The organism is uncultured Pseudomonas sp. (assembly GCF_943846705.1).
In the GTDB taxonomy this organism is placed as follows: Bacteria; Pseudomonadota; Gammaproteobacteria; order Pseudomonadales; family Pseudomonadaceae; genus Aquipseudomonas.
In genome coordinates, this window is sequence record NZ_OX044366.1 from 4,153,733 (window position 1) to 4,168,929 (window position 15,197).

General features: G+C 59.3%; 15 protein-coding genes. 1 reads left to right on the forward strand and 14 read right to left on the reverse strand.

Features of this window, described 5'->3' with window-relative positions:
- Nucleotides 1-10: 10 nt before the first annotated feature.
- The 14 genes from fliL to putP all read right to left on the reverse strand — a co-directional run bounded on the left by fliL (nt 11) and on the right by putP (nt 13,752).
- A complete protein-coding gene (gene fliL / locus Q0V31_RS19350; RefSeq protein WP_298190682.1) occupies nt 11-538 on the reverse strand; it encodes a flagellar basal body-associated protein FliL in 528 nt (175 codons plus the stop codon).
- Nucleotides 539-770: 232 nt separating this feature from the next.
- On the reverse strand, nt 771-2,030 hold the full coding sequence (locus Q0V31_RS19355; RefSeq protein ID WP_298190684.1) for a flagellar hook-length control protein FliK: 1,260 nt from the start codon (nt 2,028-2,030) through the stop codon (nt 771-773).
- A 116-nt stretch (nt 2,031-2,146) separates the two neighbouring features.
- Nucleotides 2,147-2,500, reverse strand: a complete 354-nt coding sequence (locus Q0V31_RS19360; protein WP_298190685.1) for an Hpt domain-containing protein — start codon at nt 2,498-2,500, stop codon at nt 2,147-2,149.
- Nucleotides 2,501-2,530: 30 nt separating this feature from the next.
- Entirely contained in the window at nt 2,531-4,225 is a 1,695-nt protein-coding gene (locus Q0V31_RS19365) for a fused response regulator/phosphatase (RefSeq protein WP_298190687.1), read from the reverse strand.
- Nucleotides 4,226-4,239: 14 nt separating this feature from the next.
- On the reverse strand, nt 4,240-4,545 hold the full coding sequence (locus Q0V31_RS19370) for an STAS domain-containing protein (protein WP_298190689.1): 306 nt from the start codon (nt 4,543-4,545) through the stop codon (nt 4,240-4,242).
- 147 nt (nt 4,546-4,692) lie between these two features.
- Complete coding sequence (fliJ, locus tag Q0V31_RS19375) at nt 4,693-5,145, reverse strand: flagellar export protein FliJ (protein ID WP_298190691.1); 453 nt, start codon at nt 5,143-5,145, stop codon at nt 4,693-4,695.
- Nucleotides 5,146-5,148: 3 nt separating this feature from the next.
- The gene (gene fliI, locus Q0V31_RS19380) at nt 5,149-6,510 is read right to left on the reverse strand and encodes a flagellar protein export ATPase FliI (RefSeq protein WP_298190694.1); all 1,362 of its coding nucleotides are present in this window, start codon (nt 6,508-6,510) and stop codon (nt 5,149-5,151) included.
- Complete coding sequence (fliH, locus tag Q0V31_RS19385) at nt 6,500-7,306, reverse strand: flagellar assembly protein FliH (protein WP_298190696.1); 807 nt, start codon at nt 7,304-7,306, stop codon at nt 6,500-6,502. Before fliH ends, fliI begins: the two co-directional genes overlap by 11 nt.
- Before the next feature lie 3 nt (nt 7,307-7,309).
- Nucleotides 7,310-8,326, reverse strand: coding sequence for a flagellar motor switch protein FliG (fliG, locus tag Q0V31_RS19390; RefSeq protein ID WP_298190698.1), 1,017 nt, complete (start codon nt 8,324-8,326; stop codon nt 7,310-7,312).
- Nucleotides 8,319-10,103 carry a flagellar basal-body MS-ring/collar protein FliF gene (fliF, locus tag Q0V31_RS19395; RefSeq protein WP_298190700.1) on the reverse strand — a complete coding sequence of 595 codons (1,785 nt, stop codon included), beginning with the start codon at nt 10,101-10,103 and terminating at the stop codon, nt 8,319-8,321. The genes fliG and fliF overlap by 8 nt, the downstream gene beginning before the upstream one ends.
- A gap of 15 nt (nt 10,104-10,118) precedes the next feature.
- The gene (gene fliE, locus Q0V31_RS19400; RefSeq protein ID WP_298190702.1) at nt 10,119-10,448 is read right to left on the reverse strand and encodes a flagellar hook-basal body complex protein FliE; all 330 of its coding nucleotides are present in this window, start codon (nt 10,446-10,448) and stop codon (nt 10,119-10,121) included.
- 94 nt (nt 10,449-10,542) lie between these two features.
- Nucleotides 10,543-10,764, reverse strand: coding sequence for a VF530 family protein (locus Q0V31_RS19405; RefSeq protein WP_298190705.1), 222 nt, complete (start codon nt 10,762-10,764; stop codon nt 10,543-10,545).
- Between the two features lie 115 nt (nt 10,765-10,879).
- Nucleotides 10,880-11,989, reverse strand: coding sequence for a redoxin domain-containing protein (locus Q0V31_RS19410; protein ID WP_298190707.1), 1,110 nt, complete (start codon nt 11,987-11,989; stop codon nt 10,880-10,882).
- A gap of 266 nt (nt 11,990-12,255) precedes the next feature.
- Entirely contained in the window at nt 12,256-13,752 is a 1,497-nt protein-coding gene (gene putP / locus Q0V31_RS19415; RefSeq protein ID WP_298190710.1) for a sodium/proline symporter PutP, read from the reverse strand.
- Between the two features lie 586 nt (nt 13,753-14,338).
- On the opposite strand from putP, the gene Q0V31_RS19420 reads away from it, so the two are divergent.
- Nucleotides 14,339-15,196: an HDOD domain-containing protein gene (locus tag Q0V31_RS19420; RefSeq protein WP_298190712.1), complete on the forward strand. Its 858-nt coding sequence runs from the start codon at nt 14,339-14,341 to the stop codon at nt 15,194-15,196.
- The last annotated feature ends 1 nt before the right edge of the window (nt 15,197 follow it).

Genomic DNA, 15,197 nt, shown 5'->3' on the forward strand with positions numbered 1-15,197 from the left:
CCGCTCCTGGTTACTGCAATACGAGGTTGGTGAACAACACTTGCTCGACCGTGACCTTGCCGGTCTCTTTCTCAGCCAGTTCCTGCACGCTAGCGGTCGCCTGCTGGCGCAGCATTTCCTTGCCCACCGGGGTGATCAAGGAGGCAAAATCCTGGCCGGAAAACAGCATCACCAAACGGTTACGCAACACCGGCATATGCACTTTCAGGGCATCCAGCGCCGCCTGATCGCGGGTCATCAGGGCCACACTGACCTGCATATAGCGGGCGCGCCCCTGATAGTTGAAATTCACCACGAATGCCGGCGACAGCTCTTCATAGATCGCCGCCAGCTTGACGGGTACCGCAGGCTCGGCATTGGCGCCGGCTTTGGCTTCTTCAGCGCCTGCGTCCTTCTTGCTCAAGAAGAACCACGTGCCGCCCACTGAAAGGCCAACAGCCAGCAGCACGGCGAGCGCGATGATGATGATCAGCTTCATTTTACCGGCTGGTTTCGCCTCACCATCTGCTGGCGTTTGCGCTGCTTCATTCTTAGCCATGCCAATAATCCGTCGTTATTCGGAGTTTGATCCGTTATCAAAGGGTTAAGAGCAAGTGTTATGCCAGTCTGTCAACAAACCTGCTCAATACGGGTGGCCAGCACCTGAGGGTGTTCGGCCAAGGCATCGGGTAAGCGCACGCCCCAAACAAAATCGCCCGACTCCCACACAGTGGGCGTCGGGCGAAATGCAGTTTAGATCAGTGCGTCACGCAACTACAGCGGCAAGCACCTCAGGCGTAGTAATCAACCAAGCCACGAACACCGCCAGAGGTCGCGCGGGTTGATTCAACTGCGCTCAAATGCAGCTCCTCATCCCCGCCAAGCGACTCACCGGAGGCACCTCCACGCCCTCGCTCATCGCCACCACCCTGCCCTTGCCAGCCACGGCTGAGCGACTGATCGGAGACGCTTACGTCCAGCTGGTTCATGCCTTGCTGGGCAAACAGCTCACGCAGGCGATGCATCTGCGCATCCAGCGCCTCACGCACCCCTGCATGCGGGCTGGCGAAGGTCACTTGGCTTTGTTCTTGGCTGACGCTGATACGCACTTCCAGACGCCCCAGCTCAGCGGGGTCGAGCTGAATCTCGGCGGACTTAAGGTTCTGGCTGGACATCACCATCACGCGATCCACCACCGCCTCACTCCAACCGCCCTGCTGCATTGGCACCGGCTGCCCAACCACCGGCGCTCGTGCAGACAGCGAATTCTGTTGGCCAATGGCCTGAGTCAACGCATTGAGCTTGCTGACGAAGTTCTCTGGGGTATTGTTCGCCGTGCCTTCCTTCAGGGCCTCAAGGCTTTTGCCTGTGAGGACTTCAAGCTCTAGCTCCGGCAACTCAAGCGCATCTCCCCCTATGGGCATCTCGTCTTGCACCACCTGACTGGCCAGCATGTTCTGGCTGGCACTTTGGCTCGCCAGGCTGGCCTGACCCAGCGGTGAAGCCGCTTGCTCCGCCAGGGCTTTTTCCTTCGCGCCTATTTCCAACGCCATGCGCACCGCTGGCAATTGGTTGAGCGCATCCAGTTCAGCATCGAAGCTGGCCTCGGTCAGGCTCGCCGGCCCCGAGCTGGTCAACCCGCTAGTCACCAACAAGGGCGCCGGCTGGCTATCGAGGGTGAGCTCTTGCGCCTCTTCCGCCGGCAACTCGCCGGTGATACCGAGCAATAACAGCGGATCAAGCGCAGCCCCCTGGTTTTCCGGCTCACTCGGCAAAGGCTTGCCGCTATCGGCAACCTCACTCTGCCCGGTGGCGGCAACGACCTGCGGATCATCGTCTGGCTTTTCTGTGGTTTTGCTTTCGCGCGCCGGTTTGGCAGATGCGTCGTTACGCTCTGCGGCCTTAGCCTGTCGCTCCTTGGCATACACCTGGGAGAAGCTGGAGGCCTCGTTCTTATTGGTCTGCGCGGTTTTTTCCGGCGGTTTTGATGCAGCAGCCCTGGGCTTTACTTCAGGTGCCGACTTGAGCAACAAATCGGGGGCAACGGACATGGATACTCTCCGCTCGGGGTTGGTCGTGCAGAGGTTTTTGCAAGGTGCGGGCCAACTTGTTGACGCAAGCATCCGCGATGGCGCAATGCCGCAGAAGCGCGCCGAGCGCAGTAACACTAGCGCCGATAACGTTGACGCTCGGACTTAAGCAGGATGCGCACGATGGCAAATTCACGTTCAATCTGCTCAACCAACTCAGCGGCTGGCTCCAACTGCTCGCGCCGCCCGGCCTCCTCCAGTTGTTTGCACAACCCAACCAGCATCAGTGCGCCCATATTGCTGCAACTGCCCTTAAAGCTGTGCGCCGCCAGACGCAAACCCTGCGCATCCGCCACCTGCTCAGCCTGCCGCAGCACCAGCAGGCGCTCTTCAGAGTCGATCAGAAAAGTATCCAGTAGCACCGGATATTCATCTTCCATGACGTCCTGCAAGGCCAACAACACTGTGCTATCAAGGTGAATATCGGACAACGGCTCACTCCCTGGGCGTTATGCTGCCGATTATGCCCCAGGCGACCAGGAAAACTCCACGCGCACCCCAGGCTCACCATCGCCCCAACTGCAACGCTCACTCAGATGCCTGACCAGAGCCAGCCCACGACCACTTAAGCTATGGACATTTCGGGGGGACGTCGGCAATCGCTGCGCATCAAAACCAGAGCCGCTGTCCTCGACCCGCACAATCAAACGCCCGCCCGCCCCCTCGGGCAGTAACTGCAGATGAAAACGCACAAACCCGTTGGTTAGCGCCGCCAGGCGCACGCTGCGCTGACGGTAATACTCGGCAAATCCCTCGGCATTCGCCTTGAGCGCCGAATCCAGCCCCAACACGCCATGCTCCAGGGCATTCGAATACAGCTCGGCCAACACACTGAACAAGGCACCACCCTGGGGCCGCAGCCCTTGCACCTCGAGCAACAACTGCAAGAGAAATGGCAGCGGATTGAAATGCCGCAGGGTTTCACCGCGAAACTCGAAGCTTGCCGACCAATCCAGTGAATGGCTCTGTCCATTGTCGGCAAAGGCCAGTGGCGGCCGGCTCAACGTTGCCTGATCGACCAGGCTAACCTCAACCAGGCTGACATCATCCTGCTGCTCGCCGCTGAAGTGGGTCAGCGCCTGCTGGATCTCAGAAAACAGCGTCGCCTGTTGTCGGTTGGCGTTGAACACCTCAAGCAAACGCCCTTCACCGAACAACTCCCCCTGCTTGCTGCAAGCCTCCAGCACGCCATCTGAGAGCAGGAAAACCCGATCACCGAGCGCCAGCGGATAGACCTCGTACTTGTCATTGAACGCGCTTGGCTCCAACACCCCCAGCGGCAAGTGCCGCGACACCAGCGGTATACGCTGGCCATTGCCGCGTAACAAATAGCCATCCGGCAAACCACCGTTCCACACCTCGACCACCTGGCGCTGGAAGCTGATGTTGAGCACGGTAGCGCAGCAAAATACCCCGACCGGAAGGATGTGCTTGAGCTTGGCGTTGATCTCACGCAGCACCTCGACCAGCGAATAGCCTTTGGCCGTCATGCCATAAAACACCTCGGCCAGTGGCATCGCGCCTATCGCGGCAGGCAAGCCGTGACCGGTGAAATCGCCCAGCAGCACATGCATGCCGCCCGAAGGCTTGAACGCAGCCAGCAGCAGATCACCGTTAAACACCGCATAGGGCGATTGCAGGTAGCGAATGTTCGGGGCATCCAGGCAACCGGAGTGGGTCACCTTGTCGAATACCGCCTTAGCCACACGCTGCTCGTTGAGCAGGTGTTCGTTGTGCATGGCAATCAGGTCGCGTTGCTGCAACACCGTGTCTTGCAGGCGGCGCAAGCGGTCCATGGCCTTGATTTTGGCTTCGAGAATGACCCGGTTATACGGTTTGGCGAGAAAGTCATCACCACCGGCCTCCAGGCAACGCACCAGCGCTTCGCCTTCGGTCAGGGAGGTGAGAAAGATGATCGGCACCAGCTCTTCGCCAGCTGCCTGTTTGATTCGCCGTGCGGCGTCGAAGCCGTCCATTACCGGCATCAAGGCGTCCATCAGCACCAGCTGTGGGCGTTCCAACTCGAACAAAGCCACCGCCTCCATGCCATTGCTGGCCGTCAGCACCCGGTGCCCCTGACGGCTAACGATGGTCGACAACAGCATGCGATCGGCGGCGTTGTCCTCGGCGATCAGTATGGACAGGCGCTCTGGCATAGCACGCGCCCCAGTCAGGTAATTTTGAACAGCTGCTCGAAATTCGAGATGGCGAGGATTTTGCGTACATCCGGGTTGCAGTTAAGCAGGCTGATCTGCGCACTGTCGCCACCGGCGTGATCACGCAGCAACAGCAGCATGCCGAGCGCCGAACTGTCCAGATAGGTGGTGCCCTGAAGGTCTACGACATAGCACTGCGGCGGGCTGCTGACGCGCTCATAGGCATTACGAAACTCCTGATGCGCACCGAAATCGAAGCGTCCCTGAATCACAATGGTCAGCTCTTGCCCATCAGCTGAGGGCTGCGAGGTGATAGCCATGCATTACTCCTTTTAACGAAAAGACCAGGCCGCACGTTCCAGTGAGCCAAGCTGCAGGTTATGCATAGTCAAGATGTAGCACCGCAATGCCCACGCAGCAACTGTTTAGGCGCTATTGAGTGGTCATTGAAGGTGGTTTAGCGGCGCTTAATACTGGGACTCACGCGCCACCAGACGCTGCGAGAGCTCATCGAGCAGTTTTTGCTCGCGTTTGTCTTCGGCCATACGCGCTTCGTCCTGATAGCGTTTGACCAGCTTGCGCAAGCCTTCCATGCGCGCGTAGCGCTGCTGCCAGACCTCGCGCACCTTGTCCATATTCGCGCGGTGCCAATCGACACTGTTGCGCTGCTGGCCGATGGCGCCTTCCAGCTGGCTAAGAAAGCGCTGGTAGTTCATCAGCCATTGCCCGGAAACACCACGCTGGCCTTCACTGATCCATTGTTGCTGGTAATCACCACGGTAACGCTCCAGGTCCCCCAGTTGCACTTCGGCCTGGCGCAGCAGCCCCTGACAATGGCCCAACTGCAACGCCGCTTCGCGCTCGGCGCGCTCGGCCATGAGCACGACAGGAGCCAGCCGCGCGGCGCGGCTTTGCGCCATGGCTTACGCTCCAGTCGCAGCAGGATTGAAGGTCGCGGCCAGCTGCGCACTGCTATGTTCAAGGCTTTCATTATCCTGCAGCCCCTGCCGCAGGTACTTGACCATGGCCGGCTGACGGGCGATGGCCAGGTCAGTATCAGGGTCGCCACCGGGCACATAGGCACCCACGCTGATCAGGTCACGACTCTGCTGATAGCGCGACCACAACTGCTTGAAGCGCTGTGACAGACGCAGATGCTCGGCACTGACCACCTGGGGCATCACTCGACTGATTGAGGCTTCGATATCGATGGCCGGGTAATGCCCCTCCTCAGCCAAGCGCCGCGACAGCACGATATGCCCATCGAGCACACCACGCGCGGCGTCAGCAATCGGGTCCTGCTGGTCATCGCCCTCACTGAGCACGGTGTAAAACGCAGTAATCGAACCGCCGCCCTCTTCCGCATTACCAGCACGCTCCACCAGTTTTGGCAGGCGCGCAAATACTGACGGCGGATAACCCTTGGTTGCCGGCGGCTCACCAATGGCCAGGGCGATCTCACGCTGGGCCTGGGCAAAACGGGTTAGCGAGTCCATAAGCAGCAAGACGTTCTTGCCTTTATCGCGGAAGTATTCGGCTATTCGCGTGCAATACATCGCTGCACGCAGGCGCATCAGCGGCGCATCATCGGCCGGCGAGGCCACCACCACCGAGCGCTTGAGGCCTTCGTGGCCGAGAATTTCGTCGATAAATTCTTTTACTTCCCGGCCCCGCTCACCGATCAGCCCAACCACGATAATGTCGGCCTCGGTAAAGCGCGTCATCATGCCCAGCAGCACCGATTTACCCACCCCTGTACCGGCAAACAGACCAAGTCGCTGGCCGCGGCCTACCGTCAACAGACCGTTGATTGAGCGAATCCCCACATCCAGCGGCTCACTGATGGGGTGGCGCTTGAGCGGGTTGATCGTCGGGCCATCCATCGGCACCCAGTCTTCGGCCTTCATCCCGCCTTTGCCATCGAGGGCGCGGCCAGTGCCATCGAGCACCCGGCCAAGCATCGACATGCCCATGGGCAAACGGCCGGTATCCGGCAACGGCACCACGCGCGCACCCGGGGCGATACCCGCCAGGCTGCCGACCGGCATTAGAAAAATTTTGCCGTTGGAAAAACCCATCACTTCGGCCTCAACCTGCACCGGGTGATGGCTGTCGTCATTGATCACCAGACAGCGGCTGCCCAGTGCGGCGCGCAAACCTTCAGCTTCGAGGGTCAGGCCGACCATGCGCAATAAACGCCCCTCTACCTGCGGCTGGGCCGGCAGCGCTATGACATCGTTGTAACCGGCCAAGCGCTTGGCAAAGCTGACCCGATCAAGGCGCATCCTGCATCGCCTCAGCAATTGCCTCAGGGGCATCCAGCTCGGTCTGCAGGTCGGCCTCCAGCGGATGCATGGCCTGCTCACGCTGCTGCTCGAACAACTGTTTGACGGCCAGACTCAGGCGCGTTTCCATGGTTGCATCGATGCGGCTCAGCTCGCTTTCCACCCGACAGCCGCCAGGCAGCAAGGCAGCGTCTTCGAGAATTCGCCAACTCTCTTCATGGCGCTCGCGCAAGGCTTTGACCATCTCGAAATCTTGCGGGTTGAGATGAATACGGATATTGCCCGCCCCCATCGGCAGCAGCTTGAGCGCCTCACTGAGCACCTGGCGAATCTGGCTGGAGTCACTGTTCAGCTCACGCTGAACCACCTGACGCACCATGTGCTCAAGCAGCTTGATCATCGCCTCTTCGACCTGCTGATCCTGCTCGGCAATCGGCTCAAACAGCTGCGTCATCAGCTGCTCCAGCCCAGCGATTTTTGCCGCCAAAGCCGTATCAGCTTCCTGTTTGGCTTTCAGCTGCCCCGCATGGAAGCCGTCTTTCTCACCAGTGGCAAAGCCTTCGTTGTAGGCGTCTTCGCGGATCGCTTCCAACTCATCCAACGTCAAGGGCTTGACGTCTTCTAGGGCCACCTCTTCACTGTCGGCTTGCGCCTGCTCGCTGGCCGCAGCGGCCTGTTCTGCTGCGCTAGGTTCAGGCGTTGGCGCATGCGGGTCAAAACTGGGCAGCGCCCAGACGTCAACGCCTTTTAGATCCTTGGCGCGAATCAGCTCACTCGCCGGCTCTTTACTCGACATGGCTTACACCATTTCCTCGCCACCCTTGCCGCCCAGGACAATTTCCCCGGCTTCGGCCATACGCCTGGCGATGGTGAGAATTTCCTTCTGCGCAGTTTCCACGTCGCTGACGCGCACCGGGCCTTTGGCCTCCAAGTCGTCGCGCAGCAGTTCGGCGGCACGTTTGGACATGTTCTTGAAGACCTTTTCCTTGATCGCTTCGTCAGCGCCCTTGAGCGCCAGCACCAGCACGTCCGAGGACACCTCGCGCATCAGCGCCTGGATACCACGATCATCGACATCGGCCAGGTTGTCGAAGACAAACATCAGGTCTTCGATCTGGCTGGACAGGTCCTCGTCGACTTCGCGGATCGAGTCCATCAGCTGGCCTTCAACCGAGCTGTCGAGGAAGTTCATGATATCGGCGGCACGCTTGACTCCGCCGAGTGCCGCACGGGTGCTGTTAGAGCTGCCAGAAAACTGTTTTTCGAGAATCTGATTGAGCTCTTTCAGCGCGGCTGGTTGTACGGTATTCAGCGAGGACACGCGCAGCACGATATCCAAGCGCACCTTATGATCGAAGTGACCGAGCACTTCACCGGCCTGATCCGGGTCGAGGTAGGCGACGACGATAGCCTGAATCTGCGGGTGCTCGTAACGAATCACATCCGCCACGGCACGCGGCTCCATCCATTTCAGGCTGTCCAGACCACTGGTACTGCCACCCAGAAGAATGCGGTCGATCAGGTTGCCAGCCTTGTCTTCGCCCAGCGCCGCCGTCAGCATCTTGCGGATATAGCCATCGGCACCAACGCCCAGACTGGTCTGGTCGCCGACAATGTCGACAAACTCACCCATCACCTGCTCGACCTGCTCGCGCTGGATATTGCGCATACCGGCCATGGCCACGCCAACGCGCTGCACTTCCTTGGGCCCAAGGTGACGCAAGACCTGGGCCGCATCGGTTTCGCCAAGGGATAGCAGGAGAATCGCGGCCTTGTCGACCTTGTTCAATTTAGCAGCGGTTCGATTCTCACTCATCGGCGTTAATCCACTCTTTGACAACCTGGGCGACGCGGCCCGGATCTTCCGCGACCAGGCTCTTGATGGCGTTTAGCTGGGCATCATACCCTTCACTCGGGCTAGGCAGGAGGATGCTTTGCGGCCCGCCTAGGCTGACCCGGTCTTCGGCCAAATCACCGCCCAGGCCACCCATTTCACCGAGTTCGACATCGCGGCCACGGCCATCGCCTAGTGCGCGGCCGGCACCGGTGATGTTATTCAGCACAGGGCGCAGCACACCGAATACCAACACCAGAATAAACAGCACGCCAAGCACTTGCTTGACCACATCCCAGAACCACGGCTGGGTGTAGAACGGAATGTCGATTATTTCCTCGCCCTGCTCGATGGAGAACGGCGTATTGATCACGCTGACGCTGTCACCACGGCTGGCGTCGAAGCCCACCGAGTCCTGCACCAGACGGGTAAAACGCGCCAGGTCATCACTGCTCCACGGCACACGAGTGACCTCGCCGGTCGCCGCATCGACCTTGGCCTGATCATCCACCACCACAGCCACCGACAAGCGGCGCAGACGCCCCTGCTGTTGCTTGGTGTAGCTGATAGAACGGTCCAGTTCAAAGTTACGCGTGGACTGCTCACGCTTGTCCGCCGGGTAAGGCGCTAGCATGGCCAGGCCGGTTGCTGGGTCGATGATCTGCGCGCCGTTGGCGTCGAGCAGCGGCTGCCCCGGGGCAATCGCTGCCGGCGCAGCCGCTGCACCCGCACCCGCCTGCTGCGGCGCGGCAGCGGCACCTGGCGGCTGATTACTCAGGGCACCGGGCACGCCTTGCGGCGGCAGGCTGCTGGTGCGCTGCTCGTTGACTTGTTGTTCGCTGCGCAGCGCCGGCTGATCCGGGTTGAACATTTCCGAGGTGGATTCCACTGCACTGAAATCCACATCCGCAGACACTTCGGCCTTGTAGCGACCGGAGCCCAGTACCGGCTGCAGAATATTGTGCACGCGCTGAGTGAACAGGCTTTCCATGCGGCGGCTGTAGTCGAACTGTTTGCCGGCCATGGTCAGCTCGGACATTTCCTGAATGTCCGAGAGCAGATTGCCTTTCTGGTCGACCACGGTGACCTGGGCCTTGTCCATTTCCGGCACGCTGCTGGCAACCAGGTTAACGATGGCCATCACCTGGCTCGGCTCCAGACCGCGCCCGGAATATAACTCGACCAGCACTGAGGCGCTGGGCTTGCGCTCATCGCGCACGAACACCGAGCTTTTCGGGATTGCCAGATGCACGCGCGCAGCTTTGACGTTGTTCAGGCTGGAGACGGTGCGCGCCAGCTCGCCTTCCAGGCCGCGACGATAGCGGGTAGCTTCCATAAACTGGCTAGTGCCCAGGCCTTGCTCCTGGTCAAGAATCTCAAAGCCGACACTGTTGTCTTTCGGCGACACCCCTGCCGCAGCCAAACGCATACGCGCCCGCGCCAGGTCATCAGCCTTAACCAGCAATGCACCGGAGCTGGGCTCCACGGTGTATTTGATATCGGCAGCGGATAACGTCTCCATCACTTGCGAGGCGTCCATACCATCAAGGCTGCCATACAGCGGACGGTAATCAGGCTGTTGCGACCACAACACCACGGCAAAACCGATAGCCACGCTGGCGGCCAGGCCGACCAGCAGCCCGATCTGCCGCAACATCGACATATCGGCGAGGTTTTCCAGAAAGGCCAGGCCGAACAATGGTTTTTTCGGCTCACCAGCGGTGGTGGCAGGTACGTTTGCGGCGACAGCTTCAGCCATGATTCAGCCCTACCCTTAAACCGGCATCTGCATAATGTCTTGATAAGCCTGAACCAGTTTATTGCGGACCTGGGTCATGGCCTGGAAGGAAACGCTGGCTTTCTGCGAGGCGATCATCACGTCAGTCAAATCGACACCACTGGTGCCCATTTCAAAGGCAGTGGCCAGTTTATTGGAGGCCTGCTGGGTTTCGTTGACCTTGCCCACCGCCTGCCCGAGCATCTCGGAAAAGCTCGGCGCACCAGGTTCAGGCGTGCTGGCGACAGGCTTCTGACGCACCATGGCGTCGGCCTGCATGGAACGCATTTCCAGCATCAAACGATTGAATTCAACACCCTGGCTCATCTCTACCTCCACTGGCCGCAGTTTTTTGACGCTTTGCGGCGTTTGCAGAGGTATTGCAACAAGGGTGCCAGGTTATCGCGTGAGCGCTCAGCGCCTATTTACGTGCCTGCGAGCGGATATACAGCGCCTCAACCTTCTCGCGCGCCCAAGGCGTCTTGCGCAAAAAGGTCAAGCTGGACTTGATGCTCGGGTCGCTCTTGAAACAACGAATGTCGATCCGTTGCGCCAGACCGTCCCAGCCGTACTGAGCCACCAAAGCGCTGAGGACAGTTTCAAGGGTGACGCCATGCAGCGGATCTTTTGCAGTGTTAGCCATGCGGAACCTGTACGGGGATGCGTGAAAGTGCGCCACCTTAGCCGCGCAGCGCGATAAGCGAAAGCTCCAGCCGCGCAAATGCGCGAGCTGACGCGGATGATAGCTGCCGCCCTACTCACCCCGTTACGGCTGGTGGGGGCGTGTCCTCTAGAAACACCAGATTCTCCTCCCTGACACGCCGGCCGGCCTCATCATAGAGAAAAGGTAGAAACATATAGCGCCGCCCGGCGGTGACCGGCGTTGCCTCATGCAGCAAGCCACAGGAAAACACCACTACGCCTCCCGTAGGCGCGGCGTACAGGCCTGAACCAAACTCAGGGAAGCGCAGATAACCGCCCTCGTACTCGCCACTGTTGAGAAACAGTGACACTGCAAACCCCCGGTGTGCCGTACCTTTGGTGGTGTTGTCGCGGTGCGCGCGAAAGTGCCCTCCCTCTTGGGCGTCATAACAGCCGATCAGATAACGCTCCATACAGCTTGCCTTGAACTGAAACGCCCGCTGCAACAGTGGTACCACCCGCTCCTGAATACGACGCTGACACGCTGCTCGCAACAACGGCTCTTCTAGCGTGCAGTCGCGCCTAACCTTATGGTCACGGCCAAACACCTGCACAGTCTTACCATCGACCTCCTGCATAAAACCCGAAGCAGTGCCGCCCTGGGTGCCGTAGTAGTCGATCAAGGCCTGACACAGCGCCGGCTCAAACACCCGCGGCAGAACCAACACCGGAGCCTCACCACTGGCCGGGTACGCAGGAGCGATCGGCGGTAAACGCTGCAACACTGCCAACAGAGCGGTCATGTGAGCCTCTTCCTCGCCCTGAAACGGCAAGACGGCCGCCACCCGCAGCAAAGGGTCGAGCACATAAGTCACGCGCTGATAATCCCCAGATTCCTGCCAACCCCCATATAAGGCACTGACCTTGCGTTCGAAATCCAAAAAATAGCGAACGCCGGGCAGTGAACTGGCCACCCGCTGTTGACGTTCATCCGCTGGGTCGACCGAGACCCCGAAGAAGGACAGGCTCTGGTCATCAAAACGCGGGCGCAACTTGGCAAGCCGCCTAAGTAGTCGAGCGCTACCCGGCTCGGCCGCAGAACCGAAGAAACACAACACGATGTAACGCCCAGCCACCGTATCGAAGACGAAACGGTCCTTGTTCAGCGTGCGGCAGGTGAACCAGGGGGCTGGCTCGCCCAACCCTATAAATGCGCCGGGTTTCACTGCACACCTCCTTGCGCAAAGCGCAGCGCCACTCAATAGGGAAGCCAAGCGGTTAGCACAAGGATAGTCGGCGAGTATAGGAATGACAGCCAGGTGCGGCTCCGCGCCCCGCGCATACACTCGAGCAGCCTTGGGGCGTGACACGCTGTAGCCGCTGGAATTTTTCAGGCATAAAAAAGCCGGCCCAATACCCGAAGGTATGGCCGGCGCAGTTTCTTCAATCACTCAGCCTGCCGCAGTAATCTGCAGCGACTGGATAGGTCTTCTCAGGCGCGATGGGCGTCCTGGTATTCCTTCTCCGCTTCGTCGAAGCGCTTGACCATGCTGACCGAAGGACCATTGCCGACTTTGCTGAACACGACGATGGCCAGAGTGGCGAGGATAAAGCCTGGGATGATTTCGTACAGCCCCAGATGGCCGAGCAGATTCTTCCACAGGATCACGGTCAGGGCACCGACCACCATGCCAGCCAGGGCACCATTGCGGGTCATCTGCTTCCATACCAGCGACAGGATCACGACCGGACCAAACGCCGCACCGAAGCCTGCCCACGCATAGGACACCAAGCCCAGCACGCGGTTTTCCGGATTGGAGGCCAGCATGATGGCGACAATGGCAATCAGCAGCACCATGCTACGTCCGACCCATACCAGCTCAGTCTGCGAGGCACCTTTACGCAGGAAGGCTTTGTAGAAGTCTTCGGTTAGGGCGCTGGAGCACACCAGCAGCTGGCAGCTCAGGGTACTCATCACTGCCGCCAGGATGGCAGACAACAGAATACCGGCGATCCATGGGTTGAACAGCAGCTTGGCCAGTTCAATAAACACCCGCTCCGGGTTCTCGGTCACGGGGCCTGCAAGGTCCGGGTGAGCCGCAAAGTAGGCAATACCGAAGAAGCCGACGGCCACAGCGCCGCTCAGGGTCAGCACCATCCAGGTCATGGAGATGCGACGGGCCGCAGGGATCGACTTAACCGAATCAGCCGCCATAAAACGCGCCAGAATATGCGGCTGGCCGAAGTAGCCCAGGCCCCACGCCATTAGTGAAATAACACCCACGAAGGTCGCACCTTTGAGCATGTCAAAGTTGGTCGCGTCCTGCAGTTCGATAGCCGCGAAGGTGGTATCAGCCCCCCCTGTGGCAAGCATCACCACAACAGGAGTGAGGATCAGGGCAAAGATCATCAGCGTGGCTTGTACGGTGTCAGTCCAGCTTACCGCGAGGAAACCACCAATGAAGGTGTAGGCAATGGTCGCCGCAGCGCCGGCCCACAAGGCGGTCTCGTAGGACATGCCGAAGGTGCTTTCGAATAGTCGAGCACCCGCTACCACACCCGAGGCGCAGTAGATGGTGAAGAACACCAGAATCACCAGCGCGGAGAAGATACGCAGCAGGCGGCTGCTGTCTTCGAAGCGGTTGGTGAAGTAATCCGGCAGGGTCAAGGCATTGCCATTGTGCTCGGTCTGCACGCGCAGGCGGCCAGCGACAAACAACCAGTTCAGGTAAGCCCCGACCACCAGGCCGATGGCAATCCAGCCTTCAGACAGACCGGACAGGTATACCGCACCCGGCAAGCCCATAAGCAGCCAGCCGCTCATGTCCGATGCACCCGCCGACAAGGCGGTGACAAAGCTACCGAGGCTACGACCACCGAGGATGTAGTCAGAAAGGTTCTTGGTGCGCATATAAGCGAACAGGCCGATCAGCACCATGAGCGCGATGTACACCACGAAGGTGACAAGCATCGGAGTACTTGCAGTCATTAGGGGATTACCTCTTGATTGTTGTTATTGCGGCAACAGGGAGTAGCCCCATTGCCAACGTGGCATTTCATACCTGCGGTGCAGGTAAAGCCGGTTACCGCAGTCGGAGCGCAAGGCCCCACTCCAAAAACGCGCGCATGCCGCAAAAACAGTCGCCCGTAAAACTCCTTTAATTGCCTGCTAGAGCCTTACACCCAGCCAGACTCAGCACGCGCTTAAACCGCTGATAAATACTGCGCACTGCTAACAACTTAACATCACAGGCATACAGAGCCTGCGCAAGATCAGCCTCGCACGCGACCAGACGAATGTCCTTTAGTGGCACGCTACCTGTATTAGGTCTAGCCCAATTGCAGCAACTTGGCGGGACATCTTGTGGCAGACATCTGTGCACGGCATAAGCCGGGAACGGAATTTAGTGGCAGAGGCATAAGCGCTTCTTACAAAAAGCTCTGGAGTTTTTGCAAAATCCTCCAGGCCGGGAACTTCTGGCAAACGTTTGTTTAAAGCGAGTCTTCCCACCTAGCGCGCTAGCATACCCGCACAGTGCCGTTCTAGACTGCCTGCATAAACATGGAGGTGTACATTGCAGAGCGAAACATCCGATTACTCAATCTACCGGCGTTTAGTCTCGCAACTGATGCAGGGTGAAGAGCAATTGCCCAGCCTGCCGACCATCACCATGGAGATCCGCCGGGCCCTGGGCGATCCTAATATCTCTCTTAATGCCTTGGCGCGTTTAGTCAGTCACGATCCTGCGCTCAGCGCTCTGCTGATGAAGCATGCCTCCAGCGCGCTGTATCGCCATACCACCCCGCCTAAATCGCTGCTTGAGGTCATCAACCGCCTCGGCATGAGCGAAGTCGACCGGATTACCATGGCGCACAGCATCAAAAGCCTGTTCACCCTGCATAGCCCTGGGCATAAACGACTATTTATCGAAGCGTGGGAGCGCCTGGTGATCAAGGCCAGTACCTGCGCCATGCTGGCGCGCCTGCTGGGCCGGGTGACGGCGGAGCACGCCCTGCTGGCCAGCCTACTCAGTGAGGTGGGCACCCTGGCCGTGCTCTCAGCCTTTCGCAGCGAGACCATCACACCCTCTACCGAGCTGTATGACAAGCTGTGCAACGAATACAGCCAGTCACTCGGCATCATCGTGCTGAAAAAATGGTCGGTAGATGACGACTATATCGAGCTTATCCGCAACACCGGCAATTGGCAGTTCAGCCCGGAAGACACGCTGCAATTGTTGGATCTGGTCAACCTAGCGCGTTATCACACGATTAAAGCGCGCGAGCCGAATGCCGACTTACCGCCATTAGAGGAACTGGCGGCGTATCAGAAACTGCTGCCACCACAAGACATGATCGACGAGAACGGTGCACTCAGCCTACTGAGCAGTCACCGCGCCGAGATCCTGGCGATTGCGCAAACCTTGCGCTGAG

Coding starts and splice junctions, on each gene's coding strand:
- fliL (WP_298190682.1), bottom strand. CDS start 538: ATGGCTAAGAATGAAGCAGCGCAAACGCCAGCAGATGGTGAGGCGAAA.
- Q0V31_RS19355 (WP_298190684.1), bottom strand. CDS start 2,030: ATGTCCGTTGCCCCCGATTTGTTGCTCAAGTCGGCACCTGAAGTAAAG.
- Q0V31_RS19365 (WP_298190687.1), bottom strand. CDS start 4,225: ATGCCAGAGCGCCTGTCCATACTGATCGCCGAGGACAACGCCGCCGAT.
- Q0V31_RS19370 (WP_298190689.1), bottom strand. CDS start 4,545: ATGGCTATCACCTCGCAGCCCTCAGCTGATGGGCAAGAGCTGACCATT.
- fliJ (WP_298190691.1), bottom strand. CDS start 5,145: ATGGCGCAAAGCCGCGCCGCGCGGCTGGCTCCTGTCGTGCTCATGGCC.
- fliI (WP_298190694.1), bottom strand. CDS start 6,510: ATGCGCCTTGATCGGGTCAGCTTTGCCAAGCGCTTGGCCGGTTACAAC.
- fliH (WP_298190696.1), bottom strand. CDS start 7,306: ATGTCGAGTAAAGAGCCGGCGAGTGAGCTGATTCGCGCCAAGGATCTA.
- fliG (WP_298190698.1), bottom strand. CDS start 8,326: ATGAGTGAGAATCGAACCGCTGCTAAATTGAACAAGGTCGACAAGGCC.
- fliF (WP_298190700.1), bottom strand. CDS start 10,103: ATGGCTGAAGCTGTCGCCGCAAACGTACCTGCCACCACCGCTGGTGAG.
- fliE (WP_298190702.1), bottom strand. CDS start 10,448: ATGAGCCAGGGTGTTGAATTCAATCGTTTGATGCTGGAAATGCGTTCC.
- Q0V31_RS19405 (WP_298190705.1), bottom strand. CDS start 10,764: ATGGCTAACACTGCAAAAGATCCGCTGCATGGCGTCACCCTTGAAACT.
- putP (WP_298190710.1), bottom strand. CDS start 13,752: ATGACTGCAAGTACTCCGATGCTTGTCACCTTCGTGGTGTACATCGCG.